The organism is Corallococcus sp. Z5C101001, assembly GCF_007352635.1.
Taxonomy (GTDB): domain Bacteria; phylum Myxococcota; class Myxococcia; order Myxococcales; family Myxococcaceae; genus Corallococcus; species Corallococcus silvisoli.
In genome coordinates this window covers 418,075-437,534 of record NZ_VKLU01000003.1, presented here as the reverse complement: position 1 = coordinate 437,534, position 19,460 = coordinate 418,075, and the positions used below count along the sequence as shown (strand labels likewise).

Sequence of the window (19,460 nt, the reverse complement as noted above, 5' to 3'; positions counted from 1 at the left end):
GTGACATGGACGCACCGCGGCTGTCTCACCGCGAAATGACACTGGACGGAGGGGTCGCTAACTTTCGCGCCGAAGTCCTGTCAACACGCTGTCAACCCACCTTGAGAGGTTTGGATGATCCGCTCCGTGAAGAAGGCTGGACAGTTGCTGCTCGCCGTTGCGATGGGTGCCGCCGTGTCGTTTGGCTCCACGGTGGCGCTCGCCAGGCCAGCGGAGCCGCTCTCGTTCTGCGCCGGCAACTGTGTGAACGAGTGCATCGACCAAGGGTTCGACTACGGGCGGTGCAGCGGCGACGTGTGTGTCTGTTTCCTCAAGTACTGAGGCACCTGCTCAAGTCCGATGACGTGAAGACGCCCAGCCACCCATCGCGGGTCGCTGGGCGTCTTGTCCGCCAGGGACGGAGGGAGGCGAACGGCTAGAACGCGCGCAGGCCGATGGCGTAGCCGGAGATGGACGACGGCGAGGAGTCGATGTGGTCCTTGGACGCCACCGAGCAGCCGGAGTTGACCGGCTTGATGCGCCAGAGCAGGTTGCCCGCGCCGCTCCAGTTCACGAACGCGCCGCAGCCGCTGAGCGCGTAGCCCGCGCTCAGGCCCGCCGTGTAGCTCGGGTGGGCGACGACCGTGGACGTCCCGCTGTTGATGACGTTGCCAACGGTCCCGACGCCCGGGATCGAGCTGTTGATGCCAATGGCATACGCCTGCGCCGAGCCGGGCGAGGACTCACGGTGGTCCTTCGAGCGCACGCGCCAGGCGGTGGTGCTGGAGGGCGCGGAGGCCGTGGCCAGATTGCCCTTGCCGGTCCAGCTCACCTTGATGCCGCCGCCCACCAGCACGTAGCCCGCGGGCAGCGTGGCGGTGACGTCGGGGTGGGCGACCGTGGCGCTCGTCGCCGTGCTGACGGTCAGGTAGGAGCGCACCTGCGCCGGCGTCAGGCCCGCGACCTTCAGGCCAATGGCCCACGCGCGCACCTGCGCCGGGTCGGAGTCGATGTGGTCCTTGGCGGAGACCAGCCATGAGGTGAGCCCGGTGTCCGGGTACGAGGCGGTCAGCAGGTTGCCCGCCGGGCTCTCCTTGCCCTCGCCGCCACCGCCAATCACCACGAAGTCGCTGGGCACCGTCACCGAGAAGTTGGTGGTCTGGCTGGCGCTCGCCGTCGCGTAGCGCTCGAACACGGCGATGGTCAGCTTGCCGCTGGTGTCCGTCTGCCGGAACAGCTCCACCGCGCCGTCGCAGCTGACGCCCACCGAGGCGAAGGCCGAGGAGACGTCGGCGACGCTGTAGCCGTAGTCCTGCGCCGCGGTCTGCACGCCGCACGCACCCTGGTTGAAGTTGGTGCTGGGGGTCCAGTACAGGTCGTTGGCGCGGGCGAAGACCTGGAACGCCCTCGGCGTGTTCCAGCCCGGCTTGGTGGCCAGCAGGTAGAAGGCCTTGTTGTAGACGCCGGAGGAATAGTGGACGTCCATGCCTTCGTAATAGTTGGAGGCGTGGCCAATGGAGATGCCGTCCTGCGGCGGGTTGGCCATGTAGCGCAGCGCGCCGCTGCTCTTGAAGATCTCCGCGCCGACCAGGAAGTCATTGGTGCCGCGCATGTAGAACTCGGCGGCCTCCCCGGCGATGTCGGAGAAGGCCTCGTTGATGCCGCCCGACTGGCCGGAATAGATCAACCCGGAGTTCTGCTCCGTGTAGCCGTGGGAGACCTCATGCGCGCCGACGTCCAGGCTGACGAGCGGATAGAACGTCGTGTACCCGTCGCCGAACGTCATCGCCGACCCATTCCAGAAGGCGTTCTCGTAGTTGGTGGCGTAGTGCACCCGCATCGTCAGCTGGAAGGTCAGCGGCGCCTGCCCGATGTACGCCTGATACATGTTGAAGATGACGCCGCCAAAGAAGTGCGCGTCATTGAGCGGCGAGTACGCACCGTTGATGTTCTTCACGGTGTTGCGCGGGCAGACGTAGGCGTACGCGGTGGAGCCGGACGTGCCGCCGTTGAGGTTGACGGTCTTGACGTTGGCGTTGTTCATCGTGCACGTGGTGCCTGACTGCTCCACGTCCATGTAGCCGTAGTTCGTGCCGTACTCGTACTGGCCCGTCTTGACGTTGCCGCCGGGGCCCGTGCCAATCAGCACGTGCTGCAGGTTCTCCCACTGCTTGAGCACGCGGCCCGTGTCCGCGTCCACGATGACCACCGGCCGCGACGGTGAACCGCCACCGAAGGCGTCGGAGAAGTAGCTGACGACATAGGCCTTGTGGGCGCGGCCGTCGTCGTCGATGAAGATCATCAGCGGGGACTTCTCATCCGAGAAGACCATGGCGCCCACGCGGCTGCCCAGGCTGGCGCCCTTGGCGATCTCCAGGGCCTGCGCGGCGGACAGCCGGGCGGAGGCGTCCGGGATGTCCCGCTCCAGGCCCGTGACCTTGCGGCCGAACAGCGCGCGGAGCTCGCCCTGGGCGCTCTCGTTGACGATGACGTGCTCGCCAAAGATGGGGAGGCCCCGGTAGGTCTGCTGGTAGCGGTGGTTGAGCACCCCGTGGTCGCTGACCCGTTCGATCAGCGACAGGCGCGAGTCCGCGTCCAGGCCCAGCGCCTGGGCGTGGCGGACGGGCTCCAGGGCCGCGCCGCCCGTGCTGGCGATGGCGGCGCGCTGCAGCCGGAGCGCACCGACATCCTGAAGGTGCAGGTCGACGCGGTTCGCCGCCGCGGCGCTGCCGGCCGCGAGGAAGAGGGTGGTGGCGACGGCAAGGGACGAGGGACGGCGTGGAGGCGTGGGGTTCACGTCTTTGGCTCCAGGGCGTGACAGGGATGGCCGCAGGGCTCGGACGGAGCCGCGGCGGGACCCAGAAACAGTAAATAAAGAAAGTCAAGAAAGTCAAGTGTGACTAATACTGTAAGTGTGGGTCCGTGAAGGGACGTCTCCGGGGTGTCCACGGGCGGACTCAATTCCTCTCTGGTTCCAAGGATGCATCCTGACGCGACGTGCCTGGCCCTGACACGTCAATGGCTGGTGTTGATGCGTCAGAAGGAGGCGTTCCATGGCGTTCCGCAATGGTTCGCGGGTGTGAGCCATTGGCCTGGGGGATGCAATGCCGGCCCTGCATCCGCGCGGGACTTCCGTTCGTGGATGTCACTCCCTTTTGAAATGGAATGCCAATGGCCACGATGTATGACGATCTGTTCTTCCGCTCCAACTTGTCGGACAAGGGAGAGCTCCCCTCTCCCCCGCTGGCCTACGAGTCGCCGGACATCATTCCCTCCGGCATCTATCCCACCAACAACCCGCAGGCCTTCTTCTCCGGCAACTACTCCCAGGACGTGGGGCAGAACCTGGTGATCGGCGCCCCCAACTACATCTACCTGCGCACCCGGAACCTCGCGCCGGGCGCGGAGAATGGAAAGATGTCGCTGTACTACACGCCCGCGAGCCTGGTGCTGTATCCCAACAAGTGGAAGGACAACGAGCTCAAGACGAGCGATCAGCAGCCCGAGGTCTTCGTCCAGGCCGGCAATCATGACGACGTCGTGGTGACGGCCAACCCGTTCGTCTGGGAGCCGGCCTCCATCAGCGGGGACCACTACTGCCTCATCTCCCGCGTCTCCACCCCCCGGCACGACAACCCCATCCCCCAGGTGGGCAGCTACTCGGACATGACGGAGTTCATCCTCAACAACCCGGGCTTCGGCTGGCGCAACGTCAGCCTCACGAGCGTGAACAGCCCCACCTTCGACACGCCCGTGGACTACAGCCAGGGGTCCGATGCCGGGCGCATCACGTTCCAGCTCGAGTGCACCAACGTCCCTGGCGGGGCCAGCGTCGCGTTCTCCGCCGGGACGCCGGGGCCGAACCCGCTCATCGTCCTGGAGAAGACGACCGTGCCGCCGAACAACGGCAGCTGGAACACGTCCGTCACCTGTGATGTGCCCGCCAACTACCAGACGACCATCATCTACTCGTACTGGGCCAATGACACCAAGCCCCCGCCGGGCTTCCAGATCCGCCTCAAGGCGCTGTCCTATGTCGACCAGAGCAGCCGGTTCTTCCACCAGCTGCGCACGCCCCAGGAGCTCGGCGCGTCGCCGGAGCTGGCGCGTCTCATGAGCGCCCAGCGCGGCATCGTGCTCGGCTCGCACACCACCGTCGGTCGCTGAGCCGCTTCCTCCTTCGCGGAAAACCCCTGAGCGCTCACCGGGGCGGGCGTGATGCCCGCTCCCGATGGCCGCTCAGCGGGCCCCTCCGGTCCGTCGCCCATCCGGAATGACATACGGCCTCGTGACACTTCGACCGCATGGGGCGCGCGCGACTGGACGGCTGACGCGTCATCCCGTCGCTGGGAGCGCACGCTGACGTGTCAACCGCTCGCCGTGAGCCGAAGGCGCGCGGGCCTTCCCTTGATGAGGCATGGCATGTCACTTGCTGTTCATGTGCGTCGCATGAAAAGGAGGGCGCGTTGCGCTTCGTGAGTGGAGTGGTTGTCGTGGTCGGCCTGCTGGGATGTGGTGGCCCGGAGTTGGAGAGGGAGGAAGCCGAGGCGACGGGCCGCGTGGACCAGCCGATTGTGGGAGGGGTCGAGGCACGCCCTGGGAGCCATCCGTGGATTGTCAGCCTCCAGCAATACGGAAGCCACTTCTGCGGTGGCACGCTCATCCGGGTCGGCAACCGGGAGGAGAGCGATATCGTGCTCACGGCAGCCCATTGCGTCTACGACGGCACGTCCAGATTGACCGTCACCGCTGGGGCTCATGATTTCGCCTCCCCCTCGTCCTCGCAGCAGGTCGTGTCCGCGACAAGGACTGTCTACCATCCGGCGTACAACTCGCGGACGACGGTGAACGATATCGCTGTCGTCGTGCTCGACAAGCCCATCAAGTTCACCGCCACGGTACAGCCGGTATGTCTCCCGGAGGTGTCATCCTCGGCGAGCCAGTCGTCGTGCGGCCTGAGCAGTGTTCCCATGCGCCCCTCCCTCGGCGCTCAGTCCTCGTTGGCTGCACCTCCGCTCGACTCCGTGGGGCTCTCGTCGGCGGGGGCTTCGGTCCCGGATGGCACGATGATGGTGGCCGCGGGATGGGGCCTGACCCGGGAGGGGGGAAATACATCCAACCGCTTGATGCAGGTGGGGGTTCCCACCGTGAGCTCCGCGTCCCTGATAAAGGCATACAAGGCAGAGAACATCGCCATTGATCCAGAGGCGATGCTGGGGGCTGGGTACTCGTCAGGCGGTAGGGATAGCTGCCAGGGGGACAGCGGAGGGCCGCTGGTCGCGCCGGCCGGTGGCCGATACGTGCTCCACGGAATCACGAGCTTCGGTGTGGGCTGCGCGAGGCCGGGTCTGCCTGGGGTCTACACTCGAGTCTCCAGCTACCGTTCCTGGATCGACACGCAGGTTCTCATCTACAGCCGCGCGCGGCAGTGACGCGGCGACCGAGTCTTGGGGGAGGCGCAGGCGTCGAGGGGCGCCAGCCCGACCTTGGGAGCGCCATCTCGCGTTCGCGTGTCCCCACCACGAGCAGGTCCAGAGCTCCTTTGCCCGGTCGAACTTGGCGTGGCGTGTGACAGATGCCGGACGGCCCTCGCCCATGGGTGATGACTATCCATCCATTGACGCCACGGGACTCACGGTGGCCGGAAGCGAGGTCTATAAGTGGACCCATCGTGGCCGGGTCGCGCATCCACTGGCACGAGCACGAGGGGTGAATCCATGACGACACAATCACAGAAGGCAGAGAACGTTCACGTGGGCCTGCTGGTCCGCCTGGAGGCGAAGGCAGGCAAGGAGGCCGACGTGCAGCGGTTCCTGGAGGGTGGCCTGCCCGTGGTCCAGGCAGAGCCGGCGACAGCGCAGTGGTTCGCGCTGCGCTTCGGTCCGACCTCCTTTGGCATCTTCGATACGTTCGCGGACGATGCGGGCCGCAAGGCGCACCTCGGCGGGAGGGTGGCCGCGGCCCTGATGGCACAGGCGCCGGAGCTGCTGTCACAGCCACCGTCCATCGAGATGGTGGATGTGCTCGCGGTGAAGCGCTGAGCGCCCTCCTGCCGTGGGCTGGGACCCATGGCAGCGCTCCGCCGCGCGCGTGAAGCCGTGGGGCTCCGACACCGCCAGGAAGTACCGGACCTGGTGCATCTTCATGGGGGCAGGCCCGCCCCTCACTCGCGGGCAGGCAGCCCGATGCGCCAGTCGGGCCCCCGCGCATCCGCGCCCGCCGGGCCGTGCGGTCCCGCCGACGGCGGAGCTCAGTACATCTTCAGGTCGTACTTCGGAGTGGGCGACCAGTCGCTCCCGGCGGGCAGGCCGCGCAGGTCCGTCACCTTGACCGCGTAGACGTTGTTCGCCTGGGCGTTGGCCGTGGCCCGATAGACGTCGCACAGCGGGTTGGAGCCGCCGCAGATATAGCTCTGGGTGCTGCCCAGCAGCGCCCCCACCGTGCGGTTGGCGTAGTTATAGGCATAGATGTCAATCCGCATCTTCGGGCCGTTGCGCAGATTGTAGGTCTCCACGGTCAACAACTGAGTGGCGGGAACGAAGACGATGACCCAGTCAACGTCACCCTGGCGGTGGAACGAGTGATTGAGCTGGGGCGAGCCGGGGTAGGACGAGGCGGTGAGGTGGGTGTTGTCGCTCTCGTACGCATCCGCTGGAGCCAGCAAGCAGTTGGCGGGGGGGCCGAACCCGTCGTTGACGCAGACGTTGCCCACGCAGTTGCAGCCGGAGGTGCAGTCCGCTCCGGTACTACACGCGCGCACGGGCGCCTGGTTACAGTGCTCCTGCGAGGCAGGGGGGCCGAAGTCGTCCGGCACACAGTAGCCCGTCAGGCACTGGCATTCGGATGTGCATCCCAGGTTGTTGACGCACGTGCGGGTCGCGAGTCCGGCCTCCTGGCTCGTCAACTCCGCGGAGGCCATCCCTTCATCCAGATTCACGTTCCCGCAGCCCACGGTGAGCAACACCAGCGCTGCCACACTCCAATGCATGTTCATTGCCAGGCATCCTCTGGGTGGCCCCCTTGTGGCGCCTGATTGCGCGACTGGGAACTCAGTTCACCCGCAACGAATAGTGCATTGGGTAGGAGCAGGCTGGCAAAGAGGAATACTGGCATTGATTGGAAGTCCTGGGTTCTTGGAATTCAATCATGTCGTGATTGGGATTCCTTGCTCGAACGGGCGGGTTGGTATGTCGTGCGTGGGGTGGGGCCCCAGCGCTGTCTTCCACGGCGCGCGCCTCACGTGCCCCAGTAGTAGCTCCACTTGATCATCACCGCGTCGTTGGCCGGGCCGTCCAGCAGCCGTCGGGGCCGCAGCGTCGCGAAGGGCCGCTCCTCCTCGGGCGTCGGGAGTCCCTCCTGGGCGCGCGAGTAGACGAAGAAGAGCGTGGAGCCCAGCCGGTACTCCCAGCGCAGCACCAGGTTCACGTTCAGCGCCGTCGAGTAGAAGCTGCTGCCGTCCGTGTGGTTGACGGGCACGAGCGACGACAGCCGCACCCGCGTCCGCTGCGCGTCGGACGTGGCCGTGAAGAAGGGCCCGTACAGGCCATACGCGGTGAAGAGCTGCGCGTACCCCTGCACGGTGAAGCGGGGAGACACCACCCACTCCTGCCGCAGCGTGAGCGTCATGTAGCGGGCGTCCAGCGCGCCCAGGAGGAAGCGGCCGTCGTCCAACGTCTCCACGAAGCGCGGCCCGTGGTCCGTCTTGTCGGCGCCCAGCTCCAGCTGGGTCACCAGCGTCGGGTGGGGGCGGAGCGACACGCTGACCTCGTAGCCCCAGCCCCACGCGGCGGGGCTCGGCCCGCCCGGGCTGCGATGGCCCACCGCGCCGGATGCCTCCACCGACACGAGGCGGTTGCGGTTCGACTCGATGAAGGCGCTGATGAAGCTGCGAGTCGGTCGCTGCACCGGCACGCCCGTCCCCACCATCTCCCGCACGTCATAGCCATTCAGGTCCGCGCCCGTCTCCACGCCCACCGTGTCGAAGCTGGGCAGCGTCGCGCTGGCGTAGAGGTTGAGCCAGGTGACCCGGTGCACGTGCCGCTCATCCGCCGACCACCGCGCGCCCACATGGGCGTTGGCGAAGAACGCCTTGAAGGGCCCCAGTCCATTGGGCCTCGCGAAGCGCAGCGTCGCCCGGGGCGCCACCTCGTTCTGCGAGCGCTGGAACCCCGCGGCGAACAACGACAGCTTGGGCGTGGCCACGTCCAAGCCGAACTCCGGACGAAGGCCCTCGCCGCCGAAGCGGCCCGCGCGCACGTAGCCGCCCACGCCCGAGTCGCCTTGCGCCAGCCGCGTGCCGTCCGCCAGCACCCGCTCCGGGGGGCCGCCCTCCGTGCGTGAGGCCACCAGCATTCCGTACACGCCCCACGTGCTGTCCGCCGTCTTCAGGTCGAAGTCGAGCGCGCCGGCCAGCCCACCCCGGGCCCGGCACGCGGCCTTCCGCTGGGCGCCTTCCTGCTCCGCGTCCTCCGGGGTGCAGGTGCCCGACAGCGGGTTGGCCATCGTCACCGCGCCTCCCACACGCGAGCCTTCGCCCACCTTTCCTCGCGCCACCGCCACGAGGTAGTGCGTCGTCGCGGAGGGGGTGTCCGGGAGCTGCACGCCCGGGCCCACGTGCATGGGCCGCCGCCAGTCCAGATGCAGCCCCCGGTCCGGTTGTTCCTCGTCGCGCGCCTGCCAGGGGCCGGTGACGAGCGCGTCCAGGACGCCCACCTGCACGCCGCCCACCGCGCCCGTCACCTTCGCCGCGCCCAGGATGGGCGTGTCCAGGCCGATGCGCCGCGAGTAGAACAGCGCCAGGGGCGCGTCACCCACGTTCATGCCCACCGGCTGGAACAGCTCCATGCCCTGGGTGAAGAAGGGCCGGCGCTCGGGGTAGTACGCCTCGAAGGTGCTGAGGTTGAGCAGCATCTCGTCCGACTCCACCTCACCGAAGTCGGGGTTGAAGGTGGCCGCCAGCGCCAGGCTGCTGCTCAGCGTCGCGCGCACGTCCAGCCCCACGTCCAGCGACGGGCTCAGGAGCCGTGGCGAGGGACGCGCCCCGCTGGAGTACTGCGGGTGCATCAGCCCGCGTCCCGCGAGGTACGGCATCAGCTCCCAGCGGCCGCGGGGACGCACGTCCTCGAGTCCCGTCAGGTGGCCCAGCCGCGACACATTGGTGTTGTGCGTGCGCGGGTTCTCCACCGACTCCAGCTCCTCGTTCTTGCGCGCGATGTCCCGCCGCACGGAGAAGCCCCATGTCTGCACGGGGGCCTCCGGGAAGCGCAGCAGCGACAGGGGGATGGCGTACTCGGCCACCCAGCCGTCCTCCACGCTGCCCGCGACACCGTTCCAGATGCCGCTCCAGTCCGCCGTGTAGTAGCGGTCATCGTAGAACAGCCCGTCGCTCTGCACTCCTCCCGCGGTGAGGGCGAAGGCGTACGCCGTGCGGTGGTCATGCGCGGAGTCAATGAGCACCTGCACCGCGTCCGAGAACGGCGCACTGTCACGCCGCCCCAGTCGCCGGTCGATGAGCGCCGGCTGAGAGTCGCGCGCCACCACGCCGACATACAGGGTGTCCTCGTCGTAGAGGATGCGCAGCTCCGTCTTCTCCGACGGCACGCGCCCCGCTTGGGGGTAGCGCTCCACGAAGGCGTCGAACACCGGCGCGTTCGCCCAGGCGGCTTCGTCCAGCTTCCCATCCACCTGGATGGGCCCCACGGCCCTGACCGCGCGGAGGAGCTGCTGCCCCTCCGGACCCTCCACCGCCGCGCCCGCCGCGAGACTCCACAGCGACAACCCCAGCGCGATGGTCCCTTTGACGCCCAATGACATGACATCTCCCTGGCGCCTCGCGCAGCGAGGACGCCGGGCTCCCTCGAAGAGAACGTGCGTGAAAGGATGGATTTCCCGAATGGCCCTGAAGCGCTACTTGCCGCCCGTTCCGCCGTCCTTGCGGTGTGACATGGAACGCATGAACGTCCCGTCGATTTCATGGATGCGCAGGCGGATCAGCTCATCCGGGGTGATTTCAGTGTAGCCCGCCTCGCGCATTTGTTTCACGAACTCGGGCGTCACCTTGTGGATGCGGAAGGCCACCAGCTGGTCATGCGTGAGTTTCGGGAATCCCAGTGCTCGCATCTCCTTCACGAAGGTCGAGGTGACTTCGTGGATGCGCAGGGTGACGAAGTCGTCCTCGCCCAGATCCTTGAAGCCCAGCTCGCGCATCTCCTTGACGAAGGCGGTGGAGACGCCGTGGATGCGCAGGGCGACGAGCTTGTCTGCCTTGAGGCTCTTGAAGCCCAGGCCGCGCATCTCCCTGGCGAACTCCGTGGAGATGCCGTGGATGCGGAAGGCGACGAGCTGGTCGGCGTCCGCGTCGGTGTAGCCCATGGCGCGCACCTCGCGGATGTACTCGGGGGTGACGCCGTGGATGGACATGGCGAGCAGGTCCTTCCACGCGAGCTTCGGGAAGCCGGCGTCGGCGAGCTCCTTCACGCGCCGCGGGCTGATGCCGTGGATGCGGCCCTGGACGAGCTCGTCCAGGGACAGCTTCGGGTAGCCGAGCCGCGCCAGCTCGCCGACGAACTCGCGCGTCACGTTGAAGATGCCCACCATGAGCAGCTTCTCCAGCGGGATGTCCTTGTGGCCGAGGGCCGCCAGGTCCTTCACCTGCTGGGTGGTGACGTTGGTGGTGGCGAGCTGGAACTGCTGGAGGGCGGTGAGCTTCGGGTAGCCGAGCGCGGCCATGGACTTCGCGTAGGCCTCGCTGGGGGTGAAGCGGTAGTGGCCCGCGCCCGCGCCGTCCTGGAGGGTGCCGGTGAAGGTAAGCGTGCCTGCCTCGCGGGACAGGCTGAAGGTGGCGGGGCCGTCCCCGGCGGGCAGGCCCTGGAAGGAGGCGCGGGGCTCGGTGAAGCCCATCTGGCCCCTGTCGCGCTCGTCGCCTTGATGGGGCTGGACGAGCTGGAGGTGGATCTTGTCGGGCGAGAGCTCCTCGGGCGAGGACGTCCAGGCGCCGCGCAGCTCGCTGGCGGCGGAGGCGGTGGCCACGAGCAACAGGGCCAGCAGGGACAAGGAGGACGACGGGCGGCGCATGGGGAGGCTCCTTCGGGCAGAGCCCTCCCGTCCGGCGCGCGTCGGGTGGACGCGTCCGCGAGGGAAGGGAGGATGGGATGGGAAGAAGGGGCCACGGGGTGGGGGCGCGGGCGGATGCCCCCCAAGACTCACCGTGGCGATGACAACGGCGTGCTGCCTACTTCGAGTCGCGCAGCCGCCGGATGAAGTCGGCGTCCACGCCGCCGGAGCGCAGGCGCACCAGCTCATCGACGGAGAGGTCCTTGAGGCCCGCGTCGTTCAGCTCGCGCAGGAACCGTGGCTGGATGCCCAGGGCGCGAAGCTCGGTGAGCTCCTCCGGGTCCGTCGTCTTCACTCCGGCCGAGCGCATCTGACCCAGCCACTCCGGCGTGACACCCGTGGCGCGCAGCTGCGTCAGGTCATCCACGTCGAGCTTCGACACCCCGTGCCTCGCGAGCGCCGCGATGTAGTCGGGGTTCACGCCCACCGCGCGCAGCTCGGAGAGCTCCTCCAGCGACATGCCCGAGTAGCCGGCGGCCTTGAGGCCCTGGACGTAGGCCGCGTCCACGCCGAGGGCGCGAGCTTGGATGATCTCCTCCGGGTCGTTCGTCTCGAAGCCCGCGCTCTGGAGGGCCGCGAGGTAGTCCGGGGTGACGCCCATGTGGCGCAGCTTCACCAGCGTGCCCGCGTCCAGCTTCTCGCCGAAGCGCTCGTTCATCTCCTTCGTGAACGCGGGGGTGACGCCGGCGTGGCTCATCTTCACCAGGTTTCCGACGGTGGGCTCGTAGCCCATCGACTCCATCTCCTTCACGCGCTCGGGTGTGACCCCCGCGACCTTCAGCGCCACGAGCTGGTCGACGGAGAGCGCCTGTCCGGCACCCACGCTGGTGCGCTCATCGGGGTCGTCCGCGTCGTCCGCGTCGTCCTCGTCCGGAGTGACGGGCTTCGGCGCGGCGACCGGCGCCGCGGCGGCGACGACCTGGGGGAGGGGGACCGCGAAGGCGGCCTTCGTGACAGGCGTCGCGGCGGCGGCGACCTGGGGGAGGGGGACCGCGAAGGCGGCCTTCGTGGTCGCGGAGACGAGGGCCGGGCGCTTCGGGGCCACGGTGAGGGCGAAGGCGACCTTCGGAGCCACGGCGACATCGAGGTCCACCTTGGGGCCCACGGCGAGCGCAGGGGGCGCTCCCGGGGCCGCGATGGTCGTGCTCGGCGGCGCGAGGGCGGCAGGTGAGGCGGGTGCGTTCGGCGCGACGGCCGTGGACTGCCGCAGCACGAGCGACGTGAGCGGCGCGGCCACCGCGAGGCTGCTGACCAGCGTCAGCACCGACGCCCCGGCGGCCCAGCGCGAGGAACAGTGCGTGGCGGGCGTGGTGATGATTCGACGCACGCGGTCCGGAAGCGAGCCGCCCAGCGCGGACATGGCGGGGCTCGGCGCCTCGGGCAGCACCCGCAGCGACTCCAGCGCGGTGAGGGCGCGGGCGTAGGAGATGGAGTTGCCGCTGGCGCTCACGGCGACATCGTCACAGCAGTTCTCGCGCTCCTCGCGGATGACGCCCGACACCCACCGGATGGCCGGATGGTAGAAGAAGAGCGTCTCCACCAGCACCTGCACCAGGTTCACCGCGAAGTCATGCCGGCGGATGTGCGCCAGCTCGTGCGCCAGCACCATCTCCAACTGCCGGGCGGGAAGCCCCGAGAGCGCGGACACCGGCAACAGCACCACCGGGGACAGGAAGCCCACCGCCGAGGGCACATCGACCTCCGTCGACTGGAGCAGCCGCACCGCGCGCGTCAGGCCCAGACGTTCAGAGAGCATGTCCAACCGCGCCTGCCACTCCGCGGGCGCCGCGACGGCACGCCGCGTGAGCTGACGCAGCCGCACCCACTCCGCTGTCAGGCGCCCGGAGCTCAGCCCCACGCCCGCGACCCAGAGGAACACCAGCCACCGCAGGTTCTCCGCCAGCGCCGTGCGCGCTCGCGCCACCCCCCAACCCGTCAGCTCCGTCCCGCGCTGCTCGAGCGTGGCGCCCCGGGCGCCCTCATGGCCCGCCCGTCGACCCGTCGTCTCCATCGGGGCCGCGCGCGAGCCTCCGTCCTGGCGCGCCCCCCGTCGGGTCGCCAGGGATGGCGCCGTGGCTTCGCCGCTCGACTTCGCGCCGCCAGTCCACTCGGAGCCAGCCCCGCGAGAGAGCCTTCGCTCCATGCGCGCCTCCGAGGCCTGTCGCCACCCCGTGACAGCCGGCAGCACGACGGCCAGCAGCAGCGCGCCACACGCCAGCGCATAGCGCGCGTTGGCTGCGCGGCGACCCACCGTCATCAGCGCCACCGCGAGCGCCGCCGCCACCAGCGTGCCCTGCCAGAGCGAGTGCAGCAGCGCCCAACCCAATGACTCCATCAGCAGGCCGCTCATTCGTCAGCTCCGTCCAAGGTATCGAGCAGCTTGCGCAGCTCCAACAGCTCCTCGGCGCTCGTCTTGCGCGAGGAGAGCGCCTGCATGGCCAGCCGCGCCGGAGAGCCACCGAAGGCGCGCTCCACGAGGTCCGTCACGAGCTGCCGCTGTGTGCGCTGCTCCGTCGCATGGGCCCGGTACACGTGCGCGCGCTGGGACTCGTCCCGCGCCACCAGTCCCTTGTCCGTCATGATTTGCATCAGCTTCAGCACCGTCGTGTAGCCCGTGCCCTCCGCCGACTCTCGCCGGGAGAGCGCCTCGTGGACTTCGCGCACCGTGCTGTCTCCGCGCTCCCAGAGCACCCGCAGGATGGCCAGCTCGCCATCCGTGGGGCGCGGCAGCTTCGACTCGCTCATGATTGCCTCGCCTGGACTCTCCACGCACGCATCATACGAATGGGTTCGTAGATGTCAACGAAGGCCTTCGTAGATACTCCACGTGGGACGCCGGACTTCGTGGCCAAGGCGGCGATGGCTTCGCTCAGGGTCCGCTGCGCGAGTGGGTTGAGGCGCGGTGGCATCCCCGCAGTCCTTCGGGGGACTGGCGATCGTCTGAAGACGACCAGGAAGACGCCACCGGGTTTTCCACCTGCCCTTCCGCAGGGCGGGCTTGGCTCAGGGGGACCGCCTCCAACAGCAGGTGTGCATGAGCGGCGAGCGTGAGGGTGAGCGTGTCGCCGTCCACCACCACGAGCGCGGGCTCCGCCCCGTCGCGCTCCACCGCCAGCACGTCGCGCAGGCCGAAGGGCCGGCCCAGGCGCCCGGCTCCGAGGGCGCCGCGCAGCTCCGCCCCTGACAGGGTCACCGTCTGCTCCGCGCCCGTGAGGTTGCAGAGCGCCCAGAGAGGAGTGTCCTGCCCCTCACGGTCCACCTTGAGGGTGGAGAGCACGGCCGCGCCCGTGTGGCCCACCCGCGCCACGTCCCCGCGGCGCAAGCTGGCGCGCGTCTCCCACATCCGGTTGAGTGCACGCGTGGTGCGCAGCGGCAGGTAGCCCGCCTCGCGCGCGGCGGCCAGCTGGCCCGCGTACACGCTGCCGCGCCCGATGTCGCGCCGGTCCAGCGCCGCCGAGCCGTCCCCAGTGGAAAAGCCGAGCGCGGTGAGGATGGGCAGGCGGCGGGCATGCTCCTCGGCCATGTACCGCGGCTGGTTCACCGCGCCGACCTCGTCCCCGTAGTAGGTGACGGGCACGCCGCGCGGGGGCAGGGCGTTGAGGAAGAAGGCCTTGGCGATCTGCCGCGGGTCGCGCTGGAGGAAGTCCGCCATGCGGCCGCCCACCCCGCGTCCGGCGAACACCTGGGCGCCGCGGGAGAGGAGCACGGCCTCCACGCGCTCGCGCACGCCGACCGGCATCAGGTCCGTCCGCAGCTCGTCGTGGTGGCGGCCCATGTTGAACCAGAAGGTGTCCGCCCCGTGGGCGTCCATGTGCTCGGAGAAGCGCCAGAAGAGGCCCGCGTCCCCGTTGAGCAGCAGTGCCCAAAGGGTGGAGTTCCACTCGAAGCCGTACATGGCGTCGCCCTCGGTGTGGCAGGGCTCTCCGAGCAGGGTTGCCTTGCGGCCGAAGTAGCCCGTCGCCTCCTGCAGGCCCTCGCCCACCTCGGGCACGATGATGCCCTTGCCCACCACCACGTGGCGGACAAAGGACTTGAAGAGCTCCTGCAAGGCGTGGGTGCCCGCGAGGTTCTCGAAGTCCGTGCCCTCCTTCTTGAACCAGTGCGGGGCCGCGTCCATGCGCTTGCCCACCACGCCGAAGGACAGCTCCCAGCCGAGGATGGCGAAGAGCTCGCCGAGCACCTCGGGGTTGCGCAGGTTGAGGTCCACCTGGAACGGATAGAAGGAGTGGAAGACGTGGTGCTTCTTCCCGTTCACCTCGACATCGATGAGGTTGCGCTTGCTCGCGTGGGGGAAGATGGCCCAGGGGCGCGACACGGTGCCCGAGGCGCTCTGCAGCAGCACGCGCAGCTTGCCCTTGCGGTCCGTCTCGTTGCCTACGCACTCCACGGCGTCCATGGGGAGGAACCACGAAAGCTTCCGCTCGTCGCCGGCGAGCAGCGCCTGGAACCAGGGGTGTCGCACGGAGATGTGGTCGGGGATGAAGTCGGTGATGACGCGCATCCCCAGTCGCATCGCCTCGTCCATCAGCGCGCGGAAGCCCTCCTCGCCGCCGAGGGCCGGGTCCACCGTGAAGTCCGACACGTCGTAGCCACCGTCCCCGCCGCCGTGGCTCCAGTGCGGGAGCATCTGGATGTTGCGGTACCCGAGCTCGAGCAGGGAGGGCAGCTGGTGCGCCAGATCGAAGAGCGTGCCGCGCGCCTGTCCCTCGGGCACGCCGAGCGAGTGCGGGTAGGTGTAGTAGATGGAGCTGTCGGTGAACCAATTTGCAGGCAGCGAGGCGAAGTAGCCGCGCACCCGCTCGCTCTGGGCCGCGCGCGCCACGCGCACCTGCTCGTAGAAGCGCACCACGAGCTCCTCCGCACGGAAGGCGTTGATGACGCGCGCGCTCGCCAGGAGGTGCAGCACGTCCGCCTGGGTGGTGAGGGCTGTCAGGTCCGACCCGTCGTTCTTCGCGCCGTCGAGCGCTGCGTAGAGCGCGCGAAGCTCGCGCTTCCAGTCACGCCCCGCGCTGCCCGCGTCGAGCAGCCAGGATGCCTCCACGGAGCCCACTGGCAAGCCGCTGCCCGGCAGGTGCAGCGAGGCGTCCTCGGTGTCGAAAAGGGCATGGGCCACCTCATCGCGCGCGAGCGCCTCGTGCGGCGCGCCCACGCCGGTCTCCGGCTGGGGCTGGTCGGCGGCGGACAGGACATTCAGTGCATGCTCGGGCGCCTGCCCGGCGCTCGCGGTGTCGTCGGCGGACGTGGAGGAGAGGGCGAGGTCCTGGGCGGGCTTCGTGGGCTTCATGGGGTGTTTTCTCGGTCCTGTTGCTGAGGCGGCGTGGACGCCGCGGGCCGAACCGAGGACGCCTCGCGGATCATTTCCTTCCTCGGGAATTCCTCCGCCTCAGCCGCCGCGCTACAGGGCGACCGCGCCAGCGGAGGCCCGCATGCGTGGAGATGAGACGGCGCTTCTCGTAACCGTGCCGCCGCGCGCCCGGCGCCTGCTGCTGGCAGAGAGGGCCCCATGCGAATGCGGTTGAATCAGGGGGAGCAGGAGGCCGACGTCCAGTGGGAGCTGACGGTAGAAGAAACGTGATTTGCCCAGCCACCGCGACTGTCGCGAGCCTGCGCCGCATTCAACGTCTCGAATTCCGCGGCGACACCTGTCTCAAGTGAAGTGGCTGACCAGGGAGCCGAAGTTCACCACGAAATAGATCAGCGGGACGATGTTCCCCAGGATCAGGGTCGGAAGCAGCCAGGCCGCCGCGACGAGCACCGACCCCTCGTTGAGGTAGATGACGAAGTTGAACAAGAAGAGGCCCAGGTAGAGGTCAAGCGTCACCTGGCGGCCCCACTTCAACGCGAGAACCGTTTTGAGAGACTTCCAAAAGGATTCTGTCCGGCTTGCATGGATCGTGTAGCCAGAAAATAGAATCAAAAGCACAAGCGCAACCCAACGAATGCCTTCCATGCGCGCCTTGTACTCCGGAGGCTCATGGGTGACCAGAAGCGGAGTCCCACCCGCTGACATCCGGCCCAGGTCCCCTTCCTCCGCGCCTCCAGCTCGCCGAGCCCTCTTGGCGTGCGACGACGCGTCGTGGACATCGGCTCGCTCACGCACCAGGATTGGGTGCACCGCCACGAAAGCCGGGGCGCCAGTCCGCGCCGGGGCCGGCTGCGCTCGAGAGGGAGTGCCCACATGGGAGACCACATCACCAATGAACGGGTCCCGGGAGCCCCTTACGTCCATGCCAGCAACGGGCTGCTGGCCACGTTCTTCGACGTCCTGACGCTCGCGGCGACCGCGCACGCGCGGACGCCTTGGGAGCTGCGGTTGGCGCTCTGGCTGGCGGAGAGCGACCAGTCCGTCATGGGGCTGGGCATGGTGGGCTTCGATGTCTCAGAGCTCGGGTGGACGGCGGAGGACTTCGATGCGCAGAAACGATTCCTCCTGGAGATCCTCGACGCGGCATCGGCGCGAGAGGGCTGGGAGCGGCTTCCCTTCGCGCTGGATGCGGCCTCTCCGGTCGTTGCGCTGCTCGGCAAGGTGCGCGAGATGGTCGAGCAGTTCCCCCGCGAAGCCATCCCGACGTCCAACGCCAAGCCGTGGCGCTGGCCTGAAGGCCCCCCGAACCACGGGCTCTGTGAGTTGCATCACGTCTACCTGCACGCCGCCGGTTGCATCCTCTGTAACGAGGTGCCACTGGACGTAGCGATGCCTCACCGTTCGAAGCCTCTGAAGGGTTTTGAGTAGCCCACAGGCCTTCCAGCCCGGACGCGCGGCCTCGCGCCTCCTCAGGCCCGGAATATTCTCGGACTTCATGCCTTCTCCTCACCCCATGCGCGCGTTCTCGCTGAAGCCGTCTTGGCGGTGTCTCTCGCTTTGTCTGTCGTTGGCCTTCCCGGCAGGTGCCCTGGCCCAGCACAAGCCAGGGGAGGTGATCATCGAGCGCGGCGCCGTCGAACTCGAGCCCGGTACCCGTGTGTCGTACGAGCTGGGGACCCTCTATGTGCCCGAGAACCGGCGGAAGCCGGAGAGCCGTCTCATCGGAGTGGGGTTCGCTCGCATCAAGGCGCCGCGCCCCACGGGGGCTCCGCCTGTGTTCTGGCTCCCGGGAGGTCCGGGCCTGAGCGTGCTCGGCTCGCTCATCGACGATGACGCGGCGGGCAAGGGCCGACTGCGCTCGTGGCTGACCTTCGGTGCCGTGGGAGACCTGGTCGTCCTGGAGCAGCGAGGGTTCACCCGGCGGGGAGAGATGCTCGAAGCCTCGAGTGACGCCATGCTCCTGGACCGCCCCGGCTCGGCGCAGGTGGAGGCCCAGGCCATGCGCTCATTGGCGCGGAGGGCCATCGCGGAGAACCCGGGGAAGGACCTGTCTGGCTACGACATCACCGAGCTTGCCGCCGACGTGGACGCCCTTCGGCGCGCGCTCGGCTACCAGAAGGTGAGCCTGTTCGGTGGCAGCTTCGGGTCGCAGTGGAGCCTCGCGGTGATGCGGCTCCATCCGGGAATCGTCGCCCGCGCGGTGCTGTCGGGCGTGGAGCCCTTGAACAATGGCTATGACATGCCCTCGGACGTCTTCGCGGCGCTCCAGCGCATCGCCTACGACGCCGACCGCGACCCAGGGCTTGAGCCTTATCGTCCCGCGGGCGGGCTGATGGAGGCCGTGCGCACCCTCCACCGCCGCTTCGCGACGGGGCCGGTGCGAGTCCAGGTCCGCGACGACGCGGGAGGGGGCCAGACCGTGGTCCTGGGCGCGGAGGACCTGCAGCTCGCCCTGAACTCACACACCCAGGAGGGGGAGCAATGGCCAGCCTTCATCCTCTCGCTCTATCACGGGCACTACGCGGGCTGGGCGCGCGAAGTCATCGCTGACCGCGCGGCCGGCAAGACGAAGCTGATTGGCCCGTTGATTGACAGCAGCCTGGGAGTCACGGCCGAGCGTGAGCACCTGTTGCGGACCGACCCGGCCACCGAGCTGCTCGGGACCTGGAACTTCGAGGCGAACATCGCGTCGGCGCCGGACTGGCCCACCCGGGACGTGGGCGATGCGCTGAGGAAGCCTCTGCCGAGCGCGATACCGGTCGTGTTCGTGCACGGGGATTGGGATACCTCGACGCCCATCGAGAACACCCTCGGCCTGCTGCCGTACTTCCCGAACGGCCGCGCCATCCTGGTCCATCGCGCCGGCCATGACGGCGCGTTCTATCTGCTCCGAGGCGAGCCCGCGGCGAAGGAGGCGGTCTACGAGTTCCTCAAGACGGGCAAGACGGCGGGGCTTCCCCACGAGGTGACATTGCCGGTGCCCCGCTTCGCCCTGCCTTCCTTCACGGCCCCCGCGGCCGGTGAGACATCCAGCGCGGGGGCCCCCTCACCCTGACCTGCCGCC

Annotated in this window: 14 protein-coding genes; 6 read left to right on the top strand and 8 right to left on the bottom strand. The window is 68.6% G+C overall.

The genetic code is table 11. The annotated features are described in order from the left end of the window. Positions 1–144 precede the first annotated feature (144 nt). Complete coding sequence (locus tag FOF48_RS36395; RefSeq protein WP_186001826.1) at positions 145–321, top strand: hypothetical protein; 177 nt, start codon at positions 145–147, stop codon at positions 319–321. A 94-nt stretch (positions 322–415) separates the two neighbouring features. Here the strand turns inward: FOF48_RS36395 and FOF48_RS07825 are convergent, their stop codons facing one another. After that, positions 416–2,776, bottom strand: coding sequence for a M4 family metallopeptidase (locus FOF48_RS07825; RefSeq protein ID WP_221938225.1), 2,361 nt, complete (start codon positions 2,774–2,776; stop codon positions 416–418). Between the two features lie 374 nt (positions 2,777–3,150). Between FOF48_RS07825 and FOF48_RS07820 the strand changes: the two genes are divergently transcribed. The 3 genes from FOF48_RS07820 (at position 3,151) to FOF48_RS07810 (ending at position 6,020) form a co-directional block, all read left to right on the top strand. After that, positions 3,151–4,146, top strand: coding sequence for a hypothetical protein (locus tag FOF48_RS07820; protein ID WP_143899538.1), 996 nt, complete (start codon positions 3,151–3,153; stop codon positions 4,144–4,146). Between the two features lie 326 nt (positions 4,147–4,472). Then, positions 4,473–5,411: a serine protease gene (locus FOF48_RS07815; RefSeq protein WP_255442002.1), complete on the top strand. Its 939-nt coding sequence runs from the start codon at positions 4,473–4,475 to the stop codon at positions 5,409–5,411. A 285-nt stretch (positions 5,412–5,696) separates the two neighbouring features. Further along, positions 5,697–6,020, top strand: a complete 324-nt coding sequence (locus FOF48_RS07810) for a putative quinol monooxygenase (RefSeq protein WP_143899536.1) — start codon at positions 5,697–5,699, stop codon at positions 6,018–6,020. Between the two features lie 209 nt (positions 6,021–6,229). Here the strand turns inward: FOF48_RS07810 and FOF48_RS07800 are convergent, their stop codons facing one another. From FOF48_RS07800 to FOF48_RS36390, 7 genes are all read right to left on the bottom strand, one after another. Then, entirely contained in the window at positions 6,230–6,967 is a 738-nt protein-coding gene (locus FOF48_RS07800) for a hypothetical protein (protein WP_143899535.1), read from the bottom strand. 248 nt (positions 6,968–7,215) lie between these two features. Further along, positions 7,216–9,792 carry a carbohydrate binding family 9 domain-containing protein gene (locus FOF48_RS07795; protein WP_143899534.1) on the bottom strand — a complete coding sequence of 859 codons (2,577 nt, stop codon included), beginning with the start codon at positions 9,790–9,792 and terminating at the stop codon, positions 7,216–7,218. Positions 9,793–9,885: 93 nt separating this feature from the next. Further along, positions 9,886–11,052 carry a 4-hydroxy-3-methylbut-2-enyl diphosphate reductase gene (locus tag FOF48_RS07790; protein WP_143899533.1) on the bottom strand — a complete coding sequence of 389 codons (1,167 nt, stop codon included), beginning with the start codon at positions 11,050–11,052 and terminating at the stop codon, positions 9,886–9,888. Positions 11,053–11,209: 157 nt separating this feature from the next. Further along, positions 11,210–13,441, bottom strand: a complete 2,232-nt coding sequence (locus tag FOF48_RS07785; protein ID WP_143899532.1) for a M56 family metallopeptidase — start codon at positions 13,439–13,441, stop codon at positions 11,210–11,212. Next, the gene (locus FOF48_RS07780; RefSeq protein WP_143899531.1) at positions 13,438–13,836 is read right to left on the bottom strand and encodes a BlaI/MecI/CopY family transcriptional regulator; all 399 of its coding nucleotides are present in this window, start codon (positions 13,834–13,836) and stop codon (positions 13,438–13,440) included. Before FOF48_RS07780 ends, FOF48_RS07785 begins: the two co-directional genes overlap by 4 nt. Before the next feature lie 124 nt (positions 13,837–13,960). Next, the gene (locus FOF48_RS07775; protein ID WP_143899530.1) at positions 13,961–16,375 is read right to left on the bottom strand and encodes an alpha-amylase family glycosyl hydrolase; all 2,415 of its coding nucleotides are present in this window, start codon (positions 16,373–16,375) and stop codon (positions 13,961–13,963) included. A 363-nt stretch (positions 16,376–16,738) separates the two neighbouring features. Then, positions 16,739–16,912, bottom strand: a complete 174-nt coding sequence (locus FOF48_RS36390) for a hypothetical protein (protein ID WP_161664388.1) — start codon at positions 16,910–16,912, stop codon at positions 16,739–16,741. Between the two features lie 357 nt (positions 16,913–17,269). Between FOF48_RS36390 and FOF48_RS07770 the strand changes: the two genes are divergently transcribed. Both FOF48_RS07770 and FOF48_RS07765 read left to right on the top strand, forming a co-directional pair. Continuing rightward, complete coding sequence (locus FOF48_RS07770; RefSeq protein ID WP_143899529.1) at positions 17,270–17,824, top strand: hypothetical protein; 555 nt, start codon at positions 17,270–17,272, stop codon at positions 17,822–17,824. A gap of 67 nt (positions 17,825–17,891) precedes the next feature. Continuing rightward, positions 17,892–19,451, top strand: a complete 1,560-nt coding sequence (locus FOF48_RS07765) for an alpha/beta hydrolase (RefSeq protein ID WP_255442000.1) — start codon at positions 17,892–17,894, stop codon at positions 19,449–19,451. The last annotated feature ends 9 nt before the right edge of the window (positions 19,452–19,460 follow it).